Genomic DNA, 24,064 nt, shown 5'->3' with positions numbered 1-24,064 from the left:
GCTGCGCTTCAAGGCACGATTTACGCGCTTGCGAGGCAAGGATTTGGCGTTCGAGGCGCGGAATTCGAGGGAAATTCTGCGCTGCTCAAAATTGGTTCGGAGCCTAAAGCAGCTCCTAACATCGAAACCCTTCATCGAAGGACGACATATAGAGGAAAGTTTGCGCAGACGACGGCGAACGAACTGAAGCTCCTGAAGGACATTTGCGCTCAGCGCAAAGACGCAACCCTTGCCGCTGGTCAAATCATCAAAGCGGAATTTGCTGAACTAAACGATTCTGTAAGTCTTAAAATCATGCGAAACGCATTCTTTCGAAGCGAACTTCTAAATTGGATGCGTTTCTCAAAAAAGACCCGAACTGGTCGCTTGATGGTTTGTCGGCAGATGCGCTCGAGATGAATGCGTTTGAAGCGACCATTGCGAAATACGTTCTTAGGAGGCCGGTTTTTGAAGCGTTGGATCGCATGGCTCTCGGAAAACTCATCATTTCTGAAGAAACGAAAACGCTTAGTGCCACTGGCCTGGTTGCCTTTCATCGACCACAAGAAGAAGACAGGTGGTTGAGCGGCATGCATTTTTACAGTTTTTGGATTTCGCTCACGAATGCTGGGTTCGCTGTTTGGCCGATGGCTGCACTTGCTGACGATCCAGCGGCAAACAAACACGTCTGCGAACGGCTCGGTCTTCCTTTAGAGGACGCTCTTGTCACGGTCTTGCGCGTAGGCAGACATCCAGGACGCTTTCAGCCAGCAAAAGCTAGGCTATCTGCCAACAATCTCATTAAAAAAGTTTGAGGTATTCCAGCAGAGCGTTTTTTTCTTCTTCTGTTAGTTGGTCGAATCCAATTGTGTGACCAGCATTCGAAAAACCGAATTCTCGGGTGTCAATCTCGGCTGTTATTGCCCAAGGGGTGTAACTATCAGGAGGCATCCACGAATTGCCTCCCTTACTTTCGCCTTGGAGACCAACTTTCTCCAGGTCAAGGGCGTGCCCGCCAACAACAAATCTTGTTGGTCGCTTGGACGGACGCATAAGGTGCCACAGTGTAGGAACACTTCCGTTGTGCAGGTATGGAGCGCTTGCCCAGAGGCCAGTCAAGGGCGGCGCAGCGTAAGATGATGCACTACGTGCCTGGAAATAATGCCCAAACAGTCCTCGGTTAACTGCGTTAGCAACCCTACCATTCGTCAAGTTCTTTCGAGCTTCATCTGTTTCGATATTGCCTATCCAGTTTGGAAATGACTTCAGTTGAGGGGAAGTAATATTGCGATCATAGTGTCCGTGGCAGTCTGCACACTGGTCGCGGTAGATGTTTTGTCCCCTTTTCAACAATGTTCGGTTGACCTTTCCAGGAAAGGGCTGGGGACGATACTCCATCATCCAGGTAAGAATCTTCCGAGCATCGTCGATGTGAGCTTCGGCAACTTGTTCTGAAACACCCATGCTTGGAACGGTAAAGTACGCCACAATTGGTGCCAATCGTTCCAGGTGTTCAGGAACGATGTCCTTCAATGTCATCTCGGTCGTTTCAAAGCTTTCATTAGGAATATATGTCCCCGTGTTGAGTAAACTCTGCCGCCAAAGTCTTCCACCGAGATCTGGTACAGAGTTATAGACACCTGCCGGCGCTGCAATTTCGTCATTAATTAAGCCTAGTTGTTGCTTTAGCGCATCAAGTCCGTTGGTTGCTCCAGGCACTCCTGCCGAAAATGGCAACAATCTGCCAAGGCCGGTCGCGCGTTTTTCGATTTCGGCACTGAGAATTGGTAAGAGTGCAAAACGTAACGTCTGTCGCTCACTCCAAGAGGTTTTCGGAAATAGAAGCTGGACCGCTTGCATCATCTTGTGATCATCACCAGCATACTCCTTAAAGGCAGCGAAGAGCGCGGTGGCATATGCTTCAAGATTGATCGAACTGTTTGGCATTCCGAGCCAAGCCTGGGTTGGGTCAGGAGTACCGTCTGATTTATAAACGACACTGGAATGGCAGGCCGCGCATCCTGTGTTGCTTATTGTAACAGCCAACGGCAAGTATTCGTGTTCAGCAAGGCCGACATTGAGACCAAGCGGTGTAGAAAGATCTGGTTCAGGTAAGCCGAGTGGCCAGTTCGCAATCGCGTCCGGACTGTGAAACCCGAACCGCCGGAACAGCTCCGGGATTTTGACTTCTTTTAGCGCCGCGAGGTCGCCATTGGCTTCTTTCAGAACAAGCGCCGCTATCAAAAGCTTCCACGGTGCACCCGAAGTTTGCAGCGTCTGCGAACTCAGTGCTCCAAAATCGCCAAATGCGAACGTGACCGCACCGGCATCTGTTTCGCTTTTGATCGAAGTCGACAGCTTGGCAAATCGTTCGGAAGTGGTTTCAAAGTCTGCCGGCTTGAGAGACCAGATTATGAAACCTGCAGCAAGCATAGTGACAAGGCCAATGATCAACAGACGTTTCATTGATTTTTAGCGACCTCTTGTTTGTCGGCCAGGCGTGCAATTATGCAATCTCATCCAAATTGTTGCTTAACATAAAGAGTGCAATCAATAGACTTAACTTGGGAACATCACCTGTAAAATGAGCTGATGCTGAAGAACACTGCACGAATTTGAAATTTGCATGATGCCTAGCCAGTCACACCAAGCAGATTGCCATGCATGATGACTACAAAATCCTTCGAGTCGATGCCATCACTGGTAACGTTTGTAAAAGCCGCTGGGCGAAATCGCTCAAATTGTAGGGCTAGGTTTGGATAGCAAACATATGTGTGCGTCACGAGCTATTGCCCAGCAACCATACAGCATCGCAGTGTTAACTGCTTGGCAACGTGATCAAATGGCAACCGATTGAGTTCACCGTCAGGCATTCATCAGAAACCCGAACCGAAATGCATGTCGTTTTACGCCTCGCTGCTTTTCTCGCAGTGGAAGCGGACGTAAAGCCGGCCTGGTGCCAGCGAGGTTTTATCGGCACGCATCTTGACGGACATTTCGAAGGCGTCTTCGACCGTGAAGGTGGATTTGACACCTTCGGTTGCCCAATAGCTCGTATCGCTTTGCAGGAGCAACTTCAGATCCTCGATATGGACGATCTTGTCACCTGAGCTATTGACTGTCGCAAACGCCTCGATAGTAACATCGAGAGCGTTTTCGTCCGGGTTGTTGGGCACATAGGAAAATTCAGCCGATGTCACGGTCATCTCGCCTGGAACAACACCTTTGGCCAGGTTCTCCTGGCCGTCTAGTGCCATGATCCTGATCTGACCGACTTCATAGGTTCCGCAAAAAGGTTGTTTTTCATCGGACATCGCGATGAGGTCCTCCTCGTTCTCAGTGTTTTATGGACCGGTACTGGATGTATTGTCAGCGTCAATGGACATACGCACCTCCCAACAGGTGATTTGGGCGTTGCTATCTTTTTTGCCGAATAGCCAACAGTAGCACATGCCCTCGCCGGGTCTCTTTGCCATGACCCCGGCGCGATTTGGCAACGCGTGCCGGCATGGCCGGACCTATGACGTCAGTCTTCCGGATTTATGCGCCATTTGCATATTGGCCGCATAGGAATTCGGCGACCTGCGACCCGGCATGTTGGCCTCCAGAACAAGAGTTTCAAGCAATCCGTCTTCCACGGAGATTTCTGTTGTTCTGTTGAGTTTGTTCATGCGCCAGAACTGAAGCTTCCGGTTTTTTGGAACGTAGTCGCCTGGAATATCGGTTGCGTCACCGGTGACCACCATGATCTTGGGTTTCGGCAATTCGTAATAGTTGCCTTCATAAACATAGGCCCTGATCAATGCGATCTGCTGGTCCGCGCCGGTGTCCATCAACTGGATGGTCAGCCGGCTGTCCGGACTGCCGCCGGACTCGATCTTGACCTCGGCCACCGTCTTGCTGCCGCTGCCGGCAATGTTGCTTCCAATAAGAATGATTTCCGCCGGGTCGTATGGTGGTATGGACAGGATGGTCGGCAGTTGATCGCTCATTTAACTTCCCCCTTTTGAAATTCTGATTGTCGACGGCATGTCAGGTTCTCATCAGGATTTCCCGCCACGCCAGGTTTTCCATCAGGATGTCTCCGGCGGCAGAGTTGCCAAGGGCATCCAACTGGTCGGCAATTGCGGCGCCGGCCAGCGCATAGTTGAGTGTATCGGGATTGAGCGCACTCCAGGACCGCGCAATTGCCGATCCCATGAGGTCCCTTGCATTTGCCAGCGCCGATTTGAGCAAAAACTCACGCGCATTGAAGGCATCGGCAAACCGGTGCCCAATCAGTTCGATTTCATGATGATCAAGCTCGAACAGCCGGTCATGCGACACGCTTTCCGGAAGATCAACCAGGTTTCCGTCAACCGCGTTGTGGTGGTAAATCTCAATCAGGGTATCGAATATTGCGCCGGTAAAGGGCTTTGACAGATCGTGCACGGAATCTGTGACGGTGCTCATTTTTCGGTCGTTGCTGGCAGTCCGGATCTGTCGGTCACCGGACAGTTCCGCTATCCGGTTAAGTTCATTCATTGTCAGAAGATTGCCACGGGTCGATCGCAGCAGCCGGTCGAGTACGCTGTCGAAATGAAGAAGCGAAATGAGTGCGATCATGTCCGAAACGCTCTCGTGGTAACCGAAATATTCGCGGTTCGCGCTCCCGCCGACAGGTGTTCCCATTTCTGCAAAAATGAGCGCATGGCCGAATTCGTGGGCGATGACGTCGAAGTTCAGCGCATATGGATAGACCGTCTCCTGATCATTGAGCTCAGTACCGAACTCCATATATCCATATCCAGACTGGGCATTGTTCCAGTTGACAAAAGGAATGATCTCAAGCCGTTCGTAGGTTTGCGAAAAATGCCAGATGATCTCATGACCGAGGTAACTTTCCCAGATGTCGAGGACGCGCCTGAGTGAAGCAAACACGTGAGCGCAGACAAATTGACGGCTTGATGGGTCCAGATGATCGAAATGTCCGTCTGGTCCGGCTTCTGCGGGCGGATGTTGTTCACCGTTGAAAGGAGGCTGGAAGGGGTACTCGTATACAGGCTTTTCAAAAAGCGGATCTGCGACATACATGCGGCGGTCCGCCGGTCCTGGCTGGATCTCGTTCGGCGACGTGCTGATCCAGACTGTTTCCGGTTTCTCATAGCCCGCCAGGTGCGGCACCTGCGGATAAAGAAGAAACCGGGTGCCGAGACGCCCCGTTTCAGGTGAGATGGTTTCCCGATCGAGATAGATACTCAATTCAACCTCTGAAATCCGGTAATTTCACATCCGGTCCGGAAACCGGCGTTGGTCACAATCTCTTGTTGCGCAAGCGTGTAAGTTGTTTCTCCGTTTTCCGCACAGCATTCAAAAACGATGTTTTGGGCTTGCCCATCGAAACTTCCGCAGGGGAATTATTGAAAGACTATCAAGCACCTGAGAAGCTGTCCAATGAAAATCCCGCATCTGCGAGGTCCTGTCGAAACGCGTCAGTTGGCACGAAAGTCCCTGCAGTTGAGGCGGGAGGCCAGCTGCCTGATTTCTGACGATCGGTGAGCTCATCTAGTAGAAGTTGCGCATCAAATTGCTTTTGAGTGCAACCGGGTTTCACCAGATCTGAAGTCGAAATATTTGCACCATTTTTCCGGGCGCTGTCCAACACGGTTTTCAAGCGCCGCTCTGTGTAATGAAGCTGTGAAGCCGCAAGAACCAGGGCACTTTCTTGAGGCGAGGTGATATTGCCTTTCTTTCGCGAATTCTTGACCTGAATGCGCAAATCTACAAGGGCCTCAGTGATCGCGACGGCACCGAGTTCCTCTGGCGTATGAAGGACCGCGACCGCATCATCAGGTGCAAGGGCGTATCGCCGGTACCAACGATAGATCAGCCCTCGACCATGCATTCCATGGTCCGACAATTCAGCGGCTCTGAGAGCACCCATGCTGGCAGCACCGAAAATGGAAGCGCCGCGATCAATCGCCCAGAGGATCTCTTTGTGCCTGACTGCGGGAGCACCTTGAAAAACACCATCGATCAGAGCAACGACGCAGTCTTTTGCCTCAAGCGACACAGCAGCAATATCGCCCTGGGATGCAGGCGGGCGAATATCAGCCTCAAGAGCCTGAGGAAGGCCGCCGGGTGGTAAACTCGGGCCAATGAAAACGACAAGTGGACGCTTAGTCTGCATCATGCCTCCCAACCCGGCCGACCAGCGGCACGATCCGGACGATAAAAAGCGGAACGTCTTTTAAGGCAAGGACCGGAACAATGGCTGCGGTCAATCCTGCTTCCGCCAGCGCTTCGGCAAAATCCTTCATCCTCACGGGTGAATTTTTTCCGACGAATGATGGGTTCTGCCCTGACCTCTTGCCCATTTGCCGCCTTTCAAAGGCGATCAGCTGATCATCGGGATTTCTGGGGTAGGAACTGCGGGTTATGTCTTCGCGAGCGCCCGAAATCACCGATGCGCGTGTTTGAATGCTTTCAAGAAGTGCCGCACGCAGCGCTGCGCTGAGGGTGGGGCGGCAGGCAAATCCATCCGCAGCAAATGGAAGAGAGGTTGCCGACGCACGTTCATCCAGGAGTTTGACCCAGACCACGGGAAAGCGGCCAACCGGGCTGCATTCAAAGGCAGCAAACAAGAGACCGGCATCTTTTACCTGGGAAATGAGTCTGGCTGTGCAACGGTCGGCACTCGTTTCCGGTACAATGCGGTTTTTCTCGAAGAACCCATGTGTCGTCATGGCCTGGTCTGTGCTTATCCGCTCCAGAACTTCAAGGAACCCGTGCTGAATTGCTTCCTCCAAGCTCGCCCCACCGCCCAGGCCGGTCGTGCTACGGATGAAAGGGGACAATGCATGAATTGAGGATGGCGTGTAATCGGTGCTGACCAGAGCTGCAGGAACGCTGACGATATCCTGTGAAATAGGTTCAATTCCGCGCAAAAACGCAATTGGCTCCTGCGCCCACTCGTCTGACGCCTTCGACGCCAAATGACAGGACAGATTGTGTGCTGCCGCGTGTCCATAGACGTCGTTGGGCGATGCCCTGTCGCCGATTTGCTCGGGCGTTTCGCAGGCATAGGTTTCGACAGCTTCGATGGTTGCGCTGACAGCTGCCTCTGCAAGGGTTAAGCCTTTACCCTGGTTGACGGCGTTCGATCGCGCCAGCGGCCGGACAGCCTGGACAACCGGGATACCAACGCGATCAAGTCCGGTGACATCTGCCAGCCGTGTAATGCCGAAGGACGTCAGATGAGGCCTTAAACGGGCAAGATAGTCGTCTGCGCAAAAGCGACGTGAGAGCTCCGACGCGGGCGACTCGCGGCATATTTCGCTGATTTCATTGAACAATTCCTGGTTTGGGTGGATTGCCTCCATCCCCTCAGTTCAGACGGCTTGCCAGTAGGGCGGATGTGCGAACCTTTTCGCTACCTTGTTCCAATTCCTGCAGAATGCGCTGCGCCCGCTCCCGATGTCCTGGTGTTGCTTTGTCTGGCTGCAGCGTCACCAAGTCTGCTAAGGCCCTCAAGACCAGAACTTTCGCATTCTGGCTCAGGGCGACGTCTTCTGCCTTGGCGAGGTCCGCAAGAATCTGGTCTGCTCCGGATCCGGCTCTGGCACCAAGGCGGGCGCGCCGCCGGTAGAGTTCGGCAAGCCAGAAGGCATGTCCTGTTTCCTCAGCACGTTCAATCGCTGAACTCAAGACGGCCAATCCGTTGTCAGAACGGCCCAGCATTCCGTCGAGTTCGCCCGCCATCTCAAGGTAGACGGGAAAGTCTTCTTCCGTGCCGATCTCCTGCTGAATGGCCAACCCTTCTGTCAGATTGGCACGGCCACGCTCAGGGTCTCCCGACATTCCCTGTGCCCAGCCTGCAAAGATCAGGCTTTTGGCCTCCAGAGACTTAAGGTCGTGTTCCACGGCAGCTGTTTTCATACGCCTTGCAAGACTTGCCACTCGGTCGACATCACCTCTGTAGCGATGGAGCATGATGCCGATATCAAGCGCGTGGCAGTTGCTGCCGACATGATCAATGTGCCTGGCCCAGGCATCCGATTGCTCCATGTGGGCGACTGCCGATTCCGTTTGCCCGATGAACCAGGAGGACAAGGCTTTTTCGCCGAGGCCACAAACCCTGGCATCGTGGCCGCCATATCGAGTTCGATGTTCCAGTGCTTCATCTTCGCTATAAAGTTCAAGCCCCTTGGAAATGGCTTCCAGGCAGTCATTGTGATTGCCAAGATTGAACGCTGTAGCCCATCGGCAATGGTGGGCCTGAAGCTCGATTTCCCTATCGTTCACACCCGTCAGGTCGCTGAGAATGGTTTCAGCCCGTTCGCGTTGTTCCTTGAAATTGGCGGCCGTGAACCACCAGCCCCAGTAAAGCGGAAATCCCGTAGCACGAAGGGTTTCCGGCGTTTCGTGCAGAAGCTCCACACCGCGTTTATAAAGTGCTGAGGCTTCCTTCGAGCCCGTTCCGTCCATCGTGGCAACAACGGGACCGAGCAACTTGACGATTTCCAGTTCAAGTTCGCCAGCGACGGCCTTGTCGCTGATTTTTTCTGCGATTGAGCGGGCGCGGGTCAGATGGGTTCGGGCTTCCTTGAGTGCAGACTGGGAAGATGCGGAGCGGGCGGCGTCAATATAGTGCCGGGCAGCTGCGACAGGCAGTTTGGCTTGCTCAGCGTGAACCGCAAGTTCGGCGCTGGTGAACGGTTGTCCGGTGGCCTCGTTGCCTGTGGCAATTCTATAGAGCGCGGTGTGCAGTGTGCGCCGGTTGGCCCGCAATAGCCCGGCATACGCAGCTTGTTGCAGCAACATGTGCCGGAAGCGATAGGCCGGTTCCGCCTCATTTGAATGCTTTTCGATAAAGCCACCCGCCATAAGCTGGTTGAGGCTCTCATCGGCAGAGGCAGGTGTGCCGGTAGATGCCAGAAGCGCGACCAGCGTCAGAATATTGAAGCTTCTGCCGATCACGCTTGCGGCCTGAGCTACAATCTTGGCTTTGCCGAGAGCTGCAAGCCGCGCAGCCAGAAGATCCTGCAGGCTGGCGGTCTCTTCAGACTCAAAGAGGGATTCCCAGGCACTCTCGTCGGCCATTTTTTCTGCGCCGCGGTCTATCACAAAGCGTGTCAGTTCTTCGGCAAACAAAGGCACACCCTCGCAACGCGCTGCGATGGCGCGGGCCAGGCGGGGCGGCAATGCAGCAGCTCCAGTAATGTTTCCGATCAATTCAATGATGCTGTCCTCACCCAGTCGCGACAAGCGCAGCTTGGAAACGTGAGGGAGCTCAGTCCATTCGCGTTTGGGCCGCTCACGCGATGTCACCACGATGAAGACCGGAGCCGATGAAATCCGGTCAAGGAGATGCTCCAGAACTTCGATCGTCTGACTGTCGGCCCAGTGCAGGTCCTCCAGTTTGATGACACAGGGCTTGGCGCTCGCTATGGCCATGACAGCATCAACAAGCGTATCGACAGAAGATGCTGGATGCACCTCAGCTGGATCTTGCTGAGGCAAAGGTGACAGCAAAAAAGCAAGTGCTTTATAAAACTCTGGCGACTGATCTCCAGGAAGGGGCAGAACCTCGGCGATGGCGTCAGCTGAAGGCGTCTCGAAATCGAAAGAGGGATTGTATCTTCTGATTTCGGCGCGCAGACTTTTGACAAAGGGCGAAAACGGGATGTCGCGGCATTCCGGTTCGCACTGGAAGTCTAGAAGATGTGCACCGTCATCCCGGGCCTGCTGCGCAACTTGAAACGACAGCCGGGACTTTCCAATCCCGGGTTCGCCATGGACGTAGAGCACCTGTCCTTCACCTCTGGAAGCCAGCTGCCATCGGTCAGTTGCCTCCTCCAGCTCGTCCCGTCTTGCCAAAAAAGGCTGTCCGGCGTCCCGAAGTGTCTCGAACCGGTCGAAGGTCCCGCGGCGCCCAAGTGGCTGCCAGAGACTTTGAGGTTGATCGAAACCCTTCAGGGAATGGGCACCGAGGCTTTCATAGTGATAGATGCGCCGCGTTGCGCGATAGGTGGCGTTTGAAACGGCGACGGTCCCGACATGTGCGATGCCTTGAATACGGGCGGCAAGTGTAGGCGCAATGCCGATGATCTCCTCCCGATCCGCCAATGCGCCGCTTCCCGCTGGTCCTGAAACCGCCGGTCCTGTGGCGACCCCAACCCTGACCTGAATATCGCAGTCGAAGCGTTTTTGGATGTCGGCGCGCTCTTTCAGAATCGCGAGACCGGCAGCCACGGCGCGTTGAGGGGCGTCTTCGTCTGCAACCGGATACCCGAAATAGGCTGAACCGCCATCGCCCATCAAAAGATCGAGATGACCGCCATGCCCTGCAATGGCATTGTGAGCGGCATGATGAAGCGCCTGCTGCACTTCCCGGTAATCTTCCAGGTCCATATTCGTGACCATGGAAGTCGAGCCGACCAGGTCATAAAAAAGTGCGGTGAGCTGGCGACGCTCCCCCTTTTGTATCCCAAGATCCGCTGCGGTTTTCTGGGTCATGATTTGCCTTTGACCGGCCTCTTCTGTTTGACCGATAGAACGCTCTCGGTTCCACTATGATGAAAGGGTTGCACCGACCTCTGCCATAAAGCAAGCAACCTATTTCTTTTTAATGTAAACCGAACACAAGGCAATCAACAACTTGTTGAACTTAAGGGAAGATTAAAGAGCAGGGTAGTGCAAAGCTCATCCATCGAGGGCCGAATGTGCAATGCGCCTCCAACGAAAACTCACGAAGCAGAAAAAGACACTTGCTTAGTGAGACGAAGCCTCACTGTGTGCCGGGCTAGGTGTGTCTTGGGTTTTGGCGCATGTGAAACTGGTGGCTCCCGTCACAGGCGTCTAATAAGGCATGACATCTGTCGTCGTCACCCCGGCTTCGTGCTCCTGCAAGATGCCGACGATCTGTTCTTCTGTAAACCAAGAACGCCTCATGCCGTCCGTCTTCTGGGCGCGGCGGGCTCTACGCTATACTGGAGGAATTCTTGGGTTTCAGGTCAGAGCCAAGGGCGGCCCTTTGGCAGCGCCGCCCTGTTCTTTCTCATACTTAGTTGTTGGCGTGGGAGTTGTAGACTTTTCCGCTGATCTTCCACAGGTCGCCCTCTTTGTAGAGAACAAAGAAATCGGTGAAGCGGTTGCCGCCCCAGTCAATGAATTCGACGCGGGCTGCAGCGGCGGGGCCGGAAACATTGATCCAGGCGATGTGATGACGGACGTTTTCGGATGGTCCGCCATCGTCAATCGCGCCTGCGAATGTATCCGCATCCATATTGTAGAGCGTTCCACCAATGGAACCGACAATATGCGCATGGTCGTAGAAGGCCTTGCGGGTCAAGGCGCCATCCCCAGTGCGGGCGGAAACAATATATGGCTGCAGCGCTTCCTTGATGGCCTCATATTCCTCGAAGGTGGCGATTTCATCAGGCGTTGCCGCGTCCTGCGCTGCTGCAAGCTGCCCTGAAGTCACGAGTGCGCTGAGGACTGTCAAAAAAGCAAAGCTGTTAAGCGTCATGCGGATCATTGGAAGTTCCTTTCGGGGGGAGAGTTTGTGTCACGCTTTTTGCTGACCTACATGTATGTAGATATTTCTGACGCCAAAATACACACCTCTCACAAAAAGTTCATGTCTTCACGGTTTGACGCCTAATTTGCCGTGAAGTCAGCTTTCCTGGCGCCACTTTCAAGCAATGAGCCAATGCGCTGCTTTGATGGGGTTCTTCGCGTTCCGACCAACAGTCAAGCTTTTGGTGCGATGGCTGTCATGCATTGAGCTATGGGAATTCCGTCATACACCCCAAGTCAATCATCTCACCATTGACTTTCGTCCTACCTACATCCATGTAGATACGGAGGAGAGCGAAGATGATCGATACCCGCACCCGCATTTTGGACCTCGCAGAGGATTTTACCCAAACCAAGGGCTTCAACAATTTCAGCTACCTTGATCTTGCGGCAGAAATCGGCGTGAAAAACTCCAGCATTCACTACCACTTCAAGGCCAAGAAAGACCTCGCCTTAGCGCTTGTTGAGCGCATCAGGAATGTGCATGGCGAGGCACTACAGGACTTCAATCATCGGTTCGAAACACCACAAGAACGGCTTGGCGCGCTGATAGACCACTTCAGATGCTACGTGCAGAATGAAAAAATCTGCATGTGTGGGATGATGGCTGCCGAGTTTCAAACGGTGAGCCCTGAAGTCCGCAGGGCGTTGGCTTTGTACTTCGGTGACATACGCAAGTGGCTCGCCGACCAGTTTATCCAAATGAACGAACCGAAGCCCGAAGACCGCGCACTTCAGTTTCTCAGCGGCCTTGAAGGGTCTTTGTTGCTCGCCCGCCTGGATGCCGACCCAATGATGGTCGATCGGGCACTTGACGTTTTTGTGAGCCAATAGCTCTTTTTATTTCTTGCAGACTACATACATGTAGGTCAGTGCTGCATTAACGCGCATCCATGAACCCTCCTGGAGAGACAAAATGTCAAACAGTAACACCACCGCACTCAGCGTCGAAAACACAGCAGACGAAGCTCAAAGCTTCGGTGAATACAAAGCGATCGAAAAGGCGTTGAAGCCTTATATCGACGCTGCAAAAAAAGGTGACGGCGCTCTGGCCCGGACCGGCTTTTTCGACCATGCGCATATTGTCGGTTCCATCGGGGGAACGGTCTACAATATGGATGCAGACACATTCGCAGGCGCTGTTTCCGAAGGCGGTCCTGCTCCGGACGTCCAGCATCATATCGCCTGGATCAACGTTTCGGGTCCGGCCGCAGCAGCCCGCGTCGAATTCATCCACTGGGGTGAAAACCGCTTCACCGATTTCTTTGTTCTCTACAAACAGGACGGCGAGTGGAAAATAAGCGGCAAAGTCTACGATTCTCACTCCAAGAACTGATCGCTGACGTTGCCCGACCTAAGAGCCGGAACTTTGTTGCTTCTTCCTGACAGCAGGTTTGCTTCTTGCGACCCAATCGAATGCGCCGATCATGCTATCGCACGCCTTCGAGTTTAAGGACACATTCCGTTACCTCGCAGGTGATCGCACACGCAGCCCTATGATCTCGTTACATGTTTCGCAAACTCTAAATGATTGCGCGCCTGATCCCGCCCAGAATCCAGACTCAATGGCTGAATCCAATGATCAAAATGCTACTGCTCAGTGCTATCGTATTCGCAGCCGGAATTGGCATCCCTGTCATGGCCGCCATCAATGCGGGGCTCGGTACCCGATTGGCCAGCCCGACCTTTGCAACAGCAATTCTGATGTTCGTCGGTCTGGTCTTCGCCACCTCATATTTGCTGGTTCAGGGCGTGCCGTCCTTTCCAACAAGGATGCCTCCACTTTATTCGTTCTCCGGAGGTTTCTTTGTTGTCTTCTATGTCCTCGCCGTAACAGCCATCGCGCCTAAAATTGGACTTGGAAATGCAATTTTCCTCGTCCTCTTGGGTCAAATCGTGTCGACGAGTGTCATCGATCATTTTGGACTTTTGGGTGCTGTCAAGACACCGATCAGCGCTCAAAAGGCCCTCGGCATTGCGTTCATGACGCTTGGTATCATACTCGCCCGCAGGGTCGTTTAACCTGGGTCGTTTAACCAGGAACGTCTGACCAGGATTGTGTCGCAGCCAAAGCAAAACTCAAGAATTCAATGTGATCAATCGCGTAAACGGGGCCAGATTTAGCCCAGCCGTTTTTCATTCAATGTCCAAAAATCTCAAGAGAAAAATGTTACAAGTAATTGTTTTAATGGCATAATTTCTTCTCATCACGAAAGGGTTATCCATCAGGTTTTCTTCGGGCTTGAATTTTAAGACGACCGGTCATATTAAAATCGTGTAGCACCACGTACACGCAACTCGAACAACCAGGACACACCATGTCAGATACCTCAAATTCTCTCATCAATCGTCGTAGATTCATGTCAAGCGCTGCAACAATTGCTGTTGGCGGTGCGGCCGCATCCTCGCTAGTCATGCCCCTTCAAGCGGCGACACCGATTGTCGGCACGCAGACACCGCTGGTGTACCGCCGCAAGCTAGGGAGCTACGAGATCACCGTCCTGGGAGACGGCTATGTCGACCTTCCTCACCAAATTTGGGCCAATGTCACTCCTGAACAGGCTGACGGCTACCTTGCTGATGTGTTTCAACCTGCCGGATCGATCCGCAACGGCGTAAATGCCTATCTTATCAACACTGGCGAAAAACTGATCCTCGTTGACAGTGGCGCGCGCGATCTGTTCGGTCCAAACGCCGGCCTGCTCCCGGGCAACTTGGCGGCAATTGGTGTGAAGCCAGAAGACATCGACCAGGTTCTGATTACTCACGTTCATCCGGATCACATCGCAGGAATGTTCTCAGCAGAAGGCGACGTGGTCATGCCGAACGGCCAAGTCTTCGTCGATGAAACAGATCTCAACTATTGGACCAGCGAAGCTGCCCAAGCGCAAGCCGTCGACATCTCGAAACCCTGGTTCGATGTGGCACGTCAATGGAAAGGCGTCTTTGATGGTCGCATCTCCACGTTTAAAGGCGAAAAAGATCTGGGTGACCGAATCTCTGCATTCCCATTGCCCGGCCACACGCCAGGTCACACTGGCTACCGGGTCGAGAGCGGCGGCGAGACCCTTTACATCATCGGCGATGCCGTGATCAGTGCGGCCATCCAATTTGCGAACCCCGATGCGTCCGCTATTTGGGACACGAACGCAGAAGATGGCAAACAGTCCCGTCGTACGATCTTTGATGTGGCCGCTCAGGAACGGGCACTGGTTACTGCCACCCACGTGCCGTTCCCCTCCTTCGGGTATGTCGACCGTCGCGCAGACGGGTCTTACGCATGGGTTCCAGAAGAATGGCGCTACGCCACCTGATTTGAACCACCCGATCAAAGCGAGTGCCGACGTCATCGGCACTCGTACTTCTCCCCTGAAAAACCACGGAATTTAGAGATGCGCGCCGTTTTTGTCGAAGCCAATGGGGGCCCTGAGGCCCTGAAAATCAAGAACGTTCCAAAGCCAACACCGGGGATTGGTGAAGTCCTCGTCAAGGTCGAAGCCGCCGCTGTCAACCCATTCGATGTCCAAGTCCGCCGCGGCGACTATGCAGCTTACATGCCGACACCGCACAAATTGGGTGTAGATGTCTCCGGAACGGTTGAAGCCGTCGGGGAAGGCGTTAGCGCGTTCAATGTGGGAGATGACGTGTTCTATAGCGCGCGCGTTTTGTCCAACGAAGGCGGCTATGCCGAATACCATGTCGAACAGGCACAAATAATCGCCAAAAAACCCAAAGGTCTGTCGTTTGTGGGTGCAGCTGCACTACCAATCGCGGCCAGCACCGCTTGGGTTTGTTTGATTGAACGTGGACGCCTGAAAGCAGGTGATCGCGTCCTGATCCACGGTGGGTCTGGCGGCGTCGGCCTGTTTGCTGTGCAGATTGCGCGCCTGGCCGGTGCCAAAGTGGTCGCCACCAGCCGCAAGGAAGTGCAGGAACTTGTACAAAGCCTTGGCGCGGACACAACCGTCAATTACCGTGAAGCCAATGCATGGGATCAGCTCGCCGCGCATTCAAATGGCGGGTATGATGTCATTATCGATCTCGTTGGTGGGGACACGATACAAAAATCCCTTAGCCTTTTGGGTGCTGGTGGGCGCGTTGTCAGCATCGTCGACCAGCCTAACCCGCAAAGCCTCTATGACGGTTGGGGCGTTAACGCCGAGATTCATCTGGTCTTCCTGACACCAAGCGCTGAACGACTTTCCCGCCTTGGGTCTCTGACAGAACGCGGATTGCTCAAGCCGCTGGTCGAACAGACTTTGCCACTGGACCAAGCCGCCGAAGCACACCGCTTGATAGAGGCCGGTGGGCGTAGAGGGAAGATTGTTCTCGTCACCTCCTGACCGAAGAGTATAAATGAAACCGATTGGTGCGGGCCGGACAATCCTGACCCGCGTCAGTCTGAAATCAATAGGTAACGACGAATGCCAAGAGCAAGCCACAAAGAAAAAATCGTTGATGCTGGACTCGCTGTGTTTCACGAAAAGGGCTACCACGCGAGCGGTGTGCAAACGGTCGTGGACTACGCCGGCGTCCCAAAGGGGTCTTTCTACAATCATTTTAAAAGCAAAGAAGAACTTGGTCTTGAGGTTCTGAAGGCATATTGGCGCCAATCAGAGGATCTGCGCGCCGCACTCAGAGACCCGGAACAAAGTCCGCTTGATCGAATTGACGCCCATCTTGCAGCGTTCAACGTATCCCAATCGGGCTGTCTGGTTGGAAACTTCACCAGTGAAATGGCGCACGAACCAGAGTTCCGAGAAGCCCTGAAGGAGGTCTACTCAGCCTGGATTGCAGACTTTGAAGCCTGCATTGTTGAGGGCCAGCAGGACGGTAGTATTCGAAGCGACGAAACAGCAAAGTCACTTGCCGAATTTGTTGTCACTGCGTTGGAAGGTTCGGTCTTGAAAAGAAAACTTGAAGACGACGAACAGACCCTCGTCAATTTCCGGAAAACAATGCTGATGTTTTTAGCGGTGGCTTAATCGCAATTGAATGACAAGAGCGAGGCTCGGCTGTTAAGTTCTTGAAAAGCGTTTCTTTGAAACAGAAAATCCCCGGATAGGAATATCCGGGGACGAATTGGCAGGCTTAAGCAAGCAACCAGTGCTTACTGGTACTTGTACATCTTCTTTTCGGAAAACCACTTGCCTTGCCGTGTTTCTTTTGTGGAGCGCGCCTTGTCTGCCTCAGCAAAGAGCCGATGAGCCTCTTTGCTCTTGCCTGTGTGATATAGCGACCAAGCGCGCATGAGCTTTGCTTTACGGCTTTCCCGGCCACCGGCTGCGTTTCTTTCAAGATATGTGAGCGCACCGCGCCAATCGCCATCGCCCATTTCACGTTCCGCGGAGCGGATAGCAGTGTTAGAGCGGGAAACGGATGGTCGCTTCTTGCGGCTGGTTGCCACCGTTGATTTATTGCTCTTGGTGGCAACTGTTCTGAGTGCAGGAAAATCACCGGACCATTCGGCGACAAGTTGCTGTTCACGGGCTTTTTGTTTCGTGCGCTGGGCAACGACAACCAGACCAAGCACCGCTGCTTCATTGGGCTGATACTGCATTGACTTGTCGAACCAGATTTCCGCTTCTTCAAATTCGTGCATCTCATAGAAGTGCCAACCGAGGACCTGGGCGGCAATTGGCGATTCAGCATCCTGGATGACGTTGGCAAAGCGTGAAAGCCGCTTGAATTCCATCTCTTCGCCATATCCCTCGATGAGCGCAATGGCGACCACTTCGAGGTAGGCCTTCAGGATGAGAGGATCCCTCCTGCGGTTTTTGTACGCCAGTTCTTCCGCTTCTTCGTAGCTTCCTGCCTCCTTGAGAGAAACCACAATTCCTTCAATGGATTTGACTGTGGGCTTCATCTTGTGAGCAGTGCGGAACCAGGTTTCAGCGATTTTGTAGTCTTCTCTGGAATAGAAGTACCAGCCGAGAAGTTCAGCATCTTCCGGGTTCTTGAGCGATTTGGCTGCGCGGCCGAGTGCCTCAAGGTCAGAGGTGTCAACGAGCGCAGTGATATCTGCTGCCCCGTTGCCAATCTCCCCGCGCAGAATGTTCAGATAGACCTGATTGAATTCCGATTGCCCATCCAGTCGTGTTCTACCCATCTGGACCAATTGCTCGACGGCATTGCGCGGCAACAGTTCGGCCGCTTTTTGAACCGTGGCAATACGTTCTTTTTCATCGCTGCAATTGGCCAGAATGTACTTGTAGGCCTCAAGGGCTTTCAGCTCCTGGCCAGCGCTCAACAGCGCTTTTGCGGTCCGCCAGATAACATCGATCTCGCGGCAAACGAGCAGGTCGGGGTTTTCCACTGCAAGCCTGATCACTTCACCATTGTTTTCGATGTTTGACGCCTGGACCAGCGCTTTGCGTGCCTCTGCGTTGACAATTTGCCGGCGCAGTTCAGTGGAGGGCTCATAACCAGGATAAAGCTTTATATATTCTCGGATTTTGGCATAAAGCTCCTGTATTTTTTTCGCAGCAAACAGATCCCACAGAGGTTGCTCGTTTACTTCGATCCGATTGGTGTCGAAGATATTCTCCGGTGGTTCCCATTCAGGGTGAAGGCTTTTGAGCCTCTTTATTTCCGCCGAAACGCGTCCGATTTCTCCATTCTTCGCGTAGTAGCGCAGTGCGGATTCATCCACCTCCGGCTCTGCAGTGACGACGCCTTGGCCGTTGGCAGGCCCGGTCGGCTTGTCAACCGTGAGAGAAAAGGGTGAAACGCTCACCGGTTGCGCTATTGGTTGATCGTTGCTTTGCAGTTTAAGCGTTAGGGGAAGGCTTCCCGACGGTTGGCTCGGCGCGGCTTCCCAAGGGGCGGACTGCGCATCGACGCCATTGGTGGCGAGCGTTAGAGCAAGCGCGGCAATCACCATTCTGGAGAAAGACATTTTGGGTTCCTCTCTGCAAGTGCGAGAACTGTAAAAATCTGAAGTGTTGAGGAGTAATAAGAGTCCGATCCGAACTGCAGTAGTGAGGTCGGAAAAGGTTCTGACGTGTCGATGCAGCGCGACAATGCGACGATTGATCGAAATCCGATCTCACTCATTGTGGACTGTATCGCACCGGTCACAACCTGGGTGACCGCAGGTCCACCTGGATTGCTGAAACCGTGCAATGTTGAAAAGTCGGCTGCTTTCTTCTCGCGAAACGCATTGCTGGAAAATGCGAGATAAAGCGGAATGCGAATGGCGTTGTAGCCGAACTCCGGTGGGAATTTATCGGAAGGCACGAGTTTGAAGCCGCTGATGTCCACCCAGTCTGGTGGAAGATAGGTGGGTGCCCGTTGGGAAAGATCCAGAATTTCCTCGCCCACAACAGCGATCTCTGCCCAATTGGCCGATCTGTCGAATTGGGCAATGCTTTCCAGGGCGGGAAACACCCAATAGGACGGATTGACCGTCAAGGTCTTTCCCTCGTCTTCAACAAATCCCATTGCACCTGGAAGAAGAACCGGGCCAAGGCTTGTTTCGTGTACGAGAAGAGTGGCAACGTCCTGCAGTATTTTCCTTGCAAAAGCCAAGTTGTCAGGATTGTCCCATCGCTTGTAAGCCTCTAGAAGTGCCCAGGCAATGAGTAGGTCCCCATCCGTTGCATTGTTGATATCCGTAATATTGGGGCCTTGGTCCGTGTGTTCGACTTTCCAGGCAAAGAGGCTGTCGTTGCGGACCTGAAGCGTTTCAAACGAGTAGTCTCGAATAAGCTGAAACGCGTCGAGATCGTCCGCGGCAACGGCCAGAACCATACCGTAACCTTGGCTTTCGCTGTGGCTGATGCCCTTGTTGGCGTCGTCAATAACAGCACCGGCGTCCGTGACGAAGCGGCTCTTGTAGTCACGCCAGGCAGACCTCAGCCACAGCGACAACGCATCTTTTTCGCGGGCGCCGTGTCCGAATACCGGGTCGGACACAGCGCTGCTCGAAGCAAGCACAATTGCAAGCAGTGCTGAAATGACAGTTTTCAACATTTCAGCGCCCTGATTTTCTGAGCGCAACATAGTAGCTGAATGCCAGAACGACGCCGAACAGCACCATGAAGACCACAAAGTCGAGCATGTTGTGCGAAATCACGCCGGCAACAACCAACCGGCTGTTTCTGAGCTCGGAAGGATTGGCGAGCGACGCAAAATAATTTGCTTCTGAGAAACGATCGGACAAAACGGTGTTGTCAGACGTTTTGTAAAGCGATGTGTCGCCCCCGAGCCAGGCCAGTCTTCCCTCCCGAAGAAGCGTGTCAACTCCGGACTTGACATCGTCGCCCGTCAATCCAGTGACGACCGTCCAAACGTCCTGCTTCACGGGTGCGCCAAAGAACGCGACCCAGCTTTCTTGCGGTGTGAGATCGGTGGTTCGCTGTGAGATGAGAACATCATTCTTTTCAAGCTTGAAGCTTTTTTGCGTCTGAAATTCAGAACCTAATTTGAACCCCATGTTGCGCCATGCCGAGTTGGCATATCTTCTCAGATCTGCCCAAAGGCCTGGCTCATTCGCATCGAGGGTCTCAAGGCCGACGAAATTTGCGACATGGCCGCGAGATGCGCTTCGGCGAGTGTCTTGAAGCGTATCGGTGTAAGCCTGCTTTGCGAGGCCGGAAAGCCGGTTGACGGGCGCTACGATCAAGCCTGGTTGAGACCCAACATCACCGGCGCCCATGACTAGCGAGACAGGCTGGACAATCTGGTTGATGGCAGATGCCGCTACAGCAAGCTGAGCAGCGGCCTCGAGGCTGTTGCGGTCATTTGACGGCACCTGAACATAGGTCGGCCGGTTATCCGCAGTGCTTTGAGGCAACAGATTGCCCGGCGACACGCTTGGCGTCACACGCATTCTGGCCAGAGAATCGAATTCGATCGTGGAGGTGCTTGTCTCGAAGGCCAAACGATCGACTCCATTGAGCGATGAGACATCGCAAACCTCATCCTCGGAAGTCAGAGAGGACACTTCAATGCGAAGCTCGTTGAAGCCGGGTGAAAAACCTCCGAGAGGAATGTTCACCGGCGAGCGGGAAGTGATCCCTTCCCTGGTCAATTCCGCTGAAGCAAGAGCAGCTCCATTTGCAAACACTTGAAGCCGGTTTGCATTCGAAAGGTTTGCAAGCGCCTCAATATCCAGGCTCAGCGTCGCCTTTCCATAATCGCCGACGAAATAGTCTTCCGGCAATCTGATGGAGAAGTCCCGTTGCATGAGCCGGCCATCGAAACGTTGGCTGCTGACCCCCAGTTCAGCAAGTGAAACAGCTGTTCCAGGCGTTATCTCGTAACCAAACTTGGTTGTGAATACTTTGATCCCGCGCTGCGTGCCGGTGATTGGAAGCTTTGACAGCGCTTCTTGAAATTGTGCGATGGAATGGTCCAATGCAGGTCGACTGTCTGCGGCAATCAAAAGCGACAACCGACCTGTTTCCGGACTACGCATGAGCACTAGTCCTTGGATACCGGACCGGGTCCGCCCGACTGCATAGCCGGCCTTTGACAGTTCCGCACGCGTGCCGACAATAATGTCCATTCCTGCATTGGTGCCAGGTTCGGTCCGGATCTCGATGTTCGGATTCTGATATTTTCCGAAAACCGCTACCGCCTGCGCCACGGCGAGAGATCGATCCAGATTGGACATGCTCATGTTGGCGGGCTGGACCAGCCGGAAATTTGTCGAGCCTGTCACGTCGTTGGGAATTGCCCTGAGGACTTCTAGACCGGAAACGAGTTTCGGTGCAGTGTCGGCGCCGGGGTCGAAGACAAGCCCGGTGTTGGCTGGATTGAGCACCGTCCAAAGCTCATAGGTAGCTGGGATGGTGCAATCGACCCGGTGCTTGTGTCTCGCAACAAAGCGGACTTCGTTAAATCCCTCGACGATCAGTCCGGGCGGCAGATCGAAGCTTCGCAAAGATGCCTGTTCGCCGGAGGTTAGTTCAATGTCACCGACAAACTGTCCGTTGATCGTGACGCTCAGGTTGGAATACTCCGGTGCTGCGGAGACGGCCGTCAGATAGTCGACCTGCAGTTTGCGGTAAAGCAAAGCCTCGTCACGTGGCGCGTAAAGGGCAAGACGCAGTTCTGAAAACTCGCCCTCTAGGCGCATCTGGTCCGCCGTCGCAGTGAGTCGACGGATCGTGCGCCGTTCTTCTGTCTTTGTTTCCAGAACCGACAGATCGAGTTGTTGGGCATTGGCACCGAAAGGGACCGTGAGAACAGCTGCCGCCAGAAGCGCTGATTTCAGACACATGCTTCCAGTCGACACGATTGAATTTTTTATCATGAGGGACCTCACTCTGCAGGTGTCATAAAGGTTTCGGGAAGGTCGTTTTCGACGCGCGCGGATTTGCGACGCGCAGCGCTTCCAAAGAGCGAAAAGAACGCGACCACCGGAATACGAATGCCGTAGTGAACCGACCAGCGCACAAGCCGCAGCATGCCTCCGATGGGCGAGGCTCCTGTAAGTTTCCGGTTGTGCAGTGCTCTTGGAATGGAAAGGTCTGCAAACACCAGATCGCTGGACGCCTGGGCACACTTGGCGACTGTATCGATGTAACCGGCGCCGACGAGAAGGCCGGAGGAACTTGCCCGTTGAGAAGCAATATTCACGCTGATGCCGTCTTCTGGGCCGAAGTCTTCCATGTCTGTCGACGTACTGCCATTTCGACTTTGTTTTTGAGCCGGCAGCACTTTGAGGAGCCCTCGTTCGCCAAGCATGTTTCCGCTATGCGGCACTTTGTCGAAGTGCATCAGAACACCGTTGGTGTTGGCTTCCACCAACGTGACGGGAACCGTGTCTTCGCCAAGTTTCAATAGGCCTTTGCGCTGAACACGTATGCGAGGTGCAGTCCTGACTTCCTTGCGTTCCAGAATGGCTCCGAGCGCTGCCCCGGTGACGATCAGATTGAAAACATGCCAGATGCCCACCACTGACAGGAGTGCGGTTTGGCCAGGGTCATTCTCAAGGCGCCAAAACAGCACACCCGTCGTGGCCAGCATGAGCACAAACACGACGACATAAGGCCACGCGAGAACCGACAGTTGTTCCTTTTCAAGCGTTTCGCCTTTGGTGGTCACGTTGAATTTCGGGCTGCGTGGATTAAGCACCACCGAAATGATTGCCGGGAACAGGAAGATCGACTGGATGTACTCGTAGAGTTCGGAGATCCAGGGCCATCTCAACTTGCCATAGAGGCCCGACTGGATGGTTACGACTGCCAGAATGTAGGTGAGCGTATAGGCGAGAAATTCCTGAGGTGAGGCAATGTAGATCTTCATGCTGAATAGGATGAAGAGCAAGGGTGCCAGCAGGAAGACAAGCCTCGGAAAAGGAAACAGCCAAAAGAGTGCGCTTGAAACATATGCAACCCGCTGCATGAAGTTCAGGCCCGGTTTGAAAAGCGGGTTTTTCAAAAGGAGAATTTGCAGCATTCCGCGGCACCAGCGCGACCGCTGGCCGATGAATGAAGCAATCGTGTCTGGCTGAAGGCCGGCGATCATCGGACGGTCGACATATGCACTCTTCCAACCGCGGGAGTGTAGTTCCAATGCGGTCTCGCAGTCTTCCGTGATCGAGACGCCGGAGAATCCGCCAACTTCATTGAGCGCAGACCGGCGTAATACCGCTCCAGATCCGCAGAAGAACGTTGCGTCCCACTTGTCCAGACCCTTCTGGATCATTCCGTAGAACATGTCGTTTTCGGACGGCATGAAGTTGAAGGTGCGCAAGTTGCGCTCAACCGGGTCGGGGTTGAGGAAAAAGTGCGGGGTCTGAACCAGGAAGAGCTTGGGATCGGAGAAATAGGCCACTGTCTCGCGCAGGAATTCACGCGCCGGTGCGTGGTCGGCATCAAAGACCACAACCAGGTCTCCTTCGGAGCGTGACAGACCGTAGTTCAGGTTCCCGGCCTTTGCGTGTTCGTTCCTTTCACGGGCCAGATATGTAGCGCCGAGTTCGTCGCAAATGCGTTTCAGTGTATCCGCCCGATCCCGGGCTTCGCGCGCATCTGCTGGGTCGTAGGCATTCAGTTTTTGGTCCGTTGCGCCGTCGTCGAGGAGAAAGACCCTGAATTTGTCCGCCGGATAGTCCATGTTTTTGGCCGCAGCGATGGTGCAGGCCACCAGACCGGGGTCCTCGTTGTAACTTGGAATGAAAACATCAACGCTCGGAGCGTCTTCATCCCGTGTCAGAACCTTGCGAGGCCGCTGGTAACGATCCGACACGATAAGAGCTGACAGAAAGAACATGAGAATGCAGAAAAGCTCGGCGGCCAAAAGCAGAACGCCGGGCACGAAGTCTGCCAGATTCTCGATTGGCGGCACCGTTTGTGTTACGCGCCAATAGACGTAGCGGCCAACGATAATGCCGCCCAGGGAGAGAAAAATGACCCGCCCTAGAGTGCCGGGAATAGCCTTTGTGAATTGCATTGCGAGCAGTAGGAACAGCCCGAGAAACAGCTGCACCTCTACGGACAAAGGCAAGGTCGCAATGAAAAACATTGCAATGGTAGCCACAGTGGCGAACAAATACGCCAGAAACTTCAGCATT

Annotated in this window: 19 protein-coding genes; 7 read left to right on the top strand and 12 right to left on the bottom strand. The window is 53.8% G+C overall.

Going from position 1 to position 24,064, the window contains the following annotated elements; translation table 11 throughout:
• Positions 1-329: 329 nt before the first annotated feature.
• On the top strand, positions 330-794 hold the full coding sequence (locus ACZ1HV_RS14465) for a hypothetical protein (RefSeq protein WP_472715554.1): 465 nt from the start codon (positions 330-332) through the stop codon (positions 792-794).
• On the opposite strand, the gene ACZ1HV_RS14460 is transcribed toward ACZ1HV_RS14465, so the two are convergent.
• The 8 genes from ACZ1HV_RS14460 to ACZ1HV_RS14425 all read right to left on the bottom strand — a co-directional run bounded on the left by ACZ1HV_RS14460 (position 781) and on the right by ACZ1HV_RS14425 (position 11,497).
• Complete coding sequence (locus tag ACZ1HV_RS14460) at positions 781-2,445, bottom strand: c-type cytochrome (protein WP_472715553.1); 1,665 nt, start codon at positions 2,443-2,445, stop codon at positions 781-783. The genes ACZ1HV_RS14465 and ACZ1HV_RS14460 overlap by 14 nt on opposite strands.
• A gap of 440 nt (positions 2,446-2,885) precedes the next feature.
• Positions 2,886-3,293, bottom strand: coding sequence for a hypothetical protein (locus tag ACZ1HV_RS14455; RefSeq protein ID WP_472715552.1), 408 nt, complete (start codon positions 3,291-3,293; stop codon positions 2,886-2,888).
• Between the two features lie 204 nt (positions 3,294-3,497).
• Positions 3,498-3,971 (bottom strand): hypothetical protein, encoded by a 474-nt coding sequence (locus ACZ1HV_RS14450; RefSeq protein ID WP_152498926.1) that lies wholly within the window; start codon positions 3,969-3,971, stop codon positions 3,498-3,500.
• Between the two features lie 40 nt (positions 3,972-4,011).
• Complete coding sequence (locus tag ACZ1HV_RS14445) at positions 4,012-5,220, bottom strand: gluzincin family metallopeptidase (RefSeq protein WP_298821506.1); 1,209 nt, start codon at positions 5,218-5,220, stop codon at positions 4,012-4,014.
• 169 nt (positions 5,221-5,389) lie between these two features.
• Positions 5,390-6,148, bottom strand: coding sequence for a TfuA-like protein (locus ACZ1HV_RS14440; protein ID WP_472715551.1), 759 nt, complete (start codon positions 6,146-6,148; stop codon positions 5,390-5,392).
• Positions 6,138-7,340 (bottom strand): YcaO-like family protein, encoded by a 1,203-nt coding sequence (locus ACZ1HV_RS14435; protein ID WP_472715550.1) that lies wholly within the window; start codon positions 7,338-7,340, stop codon positions 6,138-6,140. The genes ACZ1HV_RS14440 and ACZ1HV_RS14435 overlap by 11 nt, the downstream gene beginning before the upstream one ends.
• Before the next feature lie 4 nt (positions 7,341-7,344).
• Positions 7,345-10,476, bottom strand: a complete 3,132-nt coding sequence (locus ACZ1HV_RS14430) for an AAA family ATPase (protein WP_472715549.1) — start codon at positions 10,474-10,476, stop codon at positions 7,345-7,347.
• Positions 10,477-11,023: 547 nt separating this feature from the next.
• Entirely contained in the window at positions 11,024-11,497 is a 474-nt protein-coding gene (locus ACZ1HV_RS14425; RefSeq protein WP_472715548.1) for a nuclear transport factor 2 family protein, read from the bottom strand.
• A 341-nt stretch (positions 11,498-11,838) separates the two neighbouring features.
• Between ACZ1HV_RS14425 and ACZ1HV_RS14420 the strand changes: the two genes are divergently transcribed.
• The 6 genes from ACZ1HV_RS14420 to ACZ1HV_RS14395 all read left to right on the top strand — a co-directional run bounded on the left by ACZ1HV_RS14420 (position 11,839) and on the right by ACZ1HV_RS14395 (position 16,523).
• Positions 11,839-12,372, top strand: a complete 534-nt coding sequence (locus ACZ1HV_RS14420) for a TetR/AcrR family transcriptional regulator (RefSeq protein ID WP_298821496.1) — start codon at positions 11,839-11,841, stop codon at positions 12,370-12,372.
• A gap of 82 nt (positions 12,373-12,454) precedes the next feature.
• A complete protein-coding gene (locus ACZ1HV_RS14415; protein ID WP_472715547.1) occupies positions 12,455-12,874 on the top strand; it encodes a nuclear transport factor 2 family protein in 420 nt (139 codons plus the stop codon).
• Between the two features lie 242 nt (positions 12,875-13,116).
• Positions 13,117-13,560 (top strand): DMT family transporter, encoded by a 444-nt coding sequence (locus tag ACZ1HV_RS14410; protein ID WP_298821492.1) that lies wholly within the window; start codon positions 13,117-13,119, stop codon positions 13,558-13,560.
• A 296-nt stretch (positions 13,561-13,856) separates the two neighbouring features.
• Positions 13,857-14,852 carry an MBL fold metallo-hydrolase gene (locus tag ACZ1HV_RS14405; RefSeq protein ID WP_472715546.1) on the top strand — a complete coding sequence of 332 codons (996 nt, stop codon included), beginning with the start codon at positions 13,857-13,859 and terminating at the stop codon, positions 14,850-14,852.
• 78 nt (positions 14,853-14,930) lie between these two features.
• A complete protein-coding gene (locus tag ACZ1HV_RS14400) occupies positions 14,931-15,881 on the top strand; it encodes an NADP-dependent oxidoreductase (RefSeq protein ID WP_472715545.1) in 951 nt (316 codons plus the stop codon).
• 81 nt (positions 15,882-15,962) lie between these two features.
• Positions 15,963-16,523 (top strand): TetR/AcrR family transcriptional regulator, encoded by a 561-nt coding sequence (locus ACZ1HV_RS14395; RefSeq protein WP_472715544.1) that lies wholly within the window; start codon positions 15,963-15,965, stop codon positions 16,521-16,523.
• A 125-nt stretch (positions 16,524-16,648) separates the two neighbouring features.
• Here ACZ1HV_RS14395 and ACZ1HV_RS14390 read toward each other — a convergent pair whose 3' ends face one another.
• The 4 genes from ACZ1HV_RS14390 to bcsA are packed head-to-tail and all read right to left on the bottom strand — an operon-like array spanning position 16,649 to position 24,063.
• Positions 16,649-18,436, bottom strand: coding sequence for a hypothetical protein (locus ACZ1HV_RS14390; protein WP_472715543.1), 1,788 nt, complete (start codon positions 18,434-18,436; stop codon positions 16,649-16,651).
• A complete protein-coding gene (locus ACZ1HV_RS14385) occupies positions 18,415-19,512 on the bottom strand; it encodes a glycosyl hydrolase family 8 (protein WP_472715542.1) in 1,098 nt (365 codons plus the stop codon). The genes ACZ1HV_RS14390 and ACZ1HV_RS14385 overlap by 22 nt, the downstream gene beginning before the upstream one ends.
• A 1-nt stretch (position 19,513) precedes the next feature.
• Complete coding sequence (locus tag ACZ1HV_RS14380; protein ID WP_472715541.1) at positions 19,514-21,799, bottom strand: cellulose biosynthesis cyclic di-GMP-binding regulatory protein BcsB; 2,286 nt, start codon at positions 21,797-21,799, stop codon at positions 19,514-19,516.
• An 8-nt stretch (positions 21,800-21,807) separates the two neighbouring features.
• Positions 21,808-24,063, bottom strand: a complete 2,256-nt coding sequence (gene bcsA, locus ACZ1HV_RS14375) for a UDP-forming cellulose synthase catalytic subunit (protein WP_472715540.1) — start codon at positions 24,061-24,063, stop codon at positions 21,808-21,810.
• Between the last annotated feature and the right edge of the window lies 1 nt (position 24,064).

The sequence above is a fragment of the Roseibium sp. JB4-4 genome (assembly GCF_055693425.1).
This window is presented reverse-complemented; position numbering and strand designations above follow the sequence as displayed.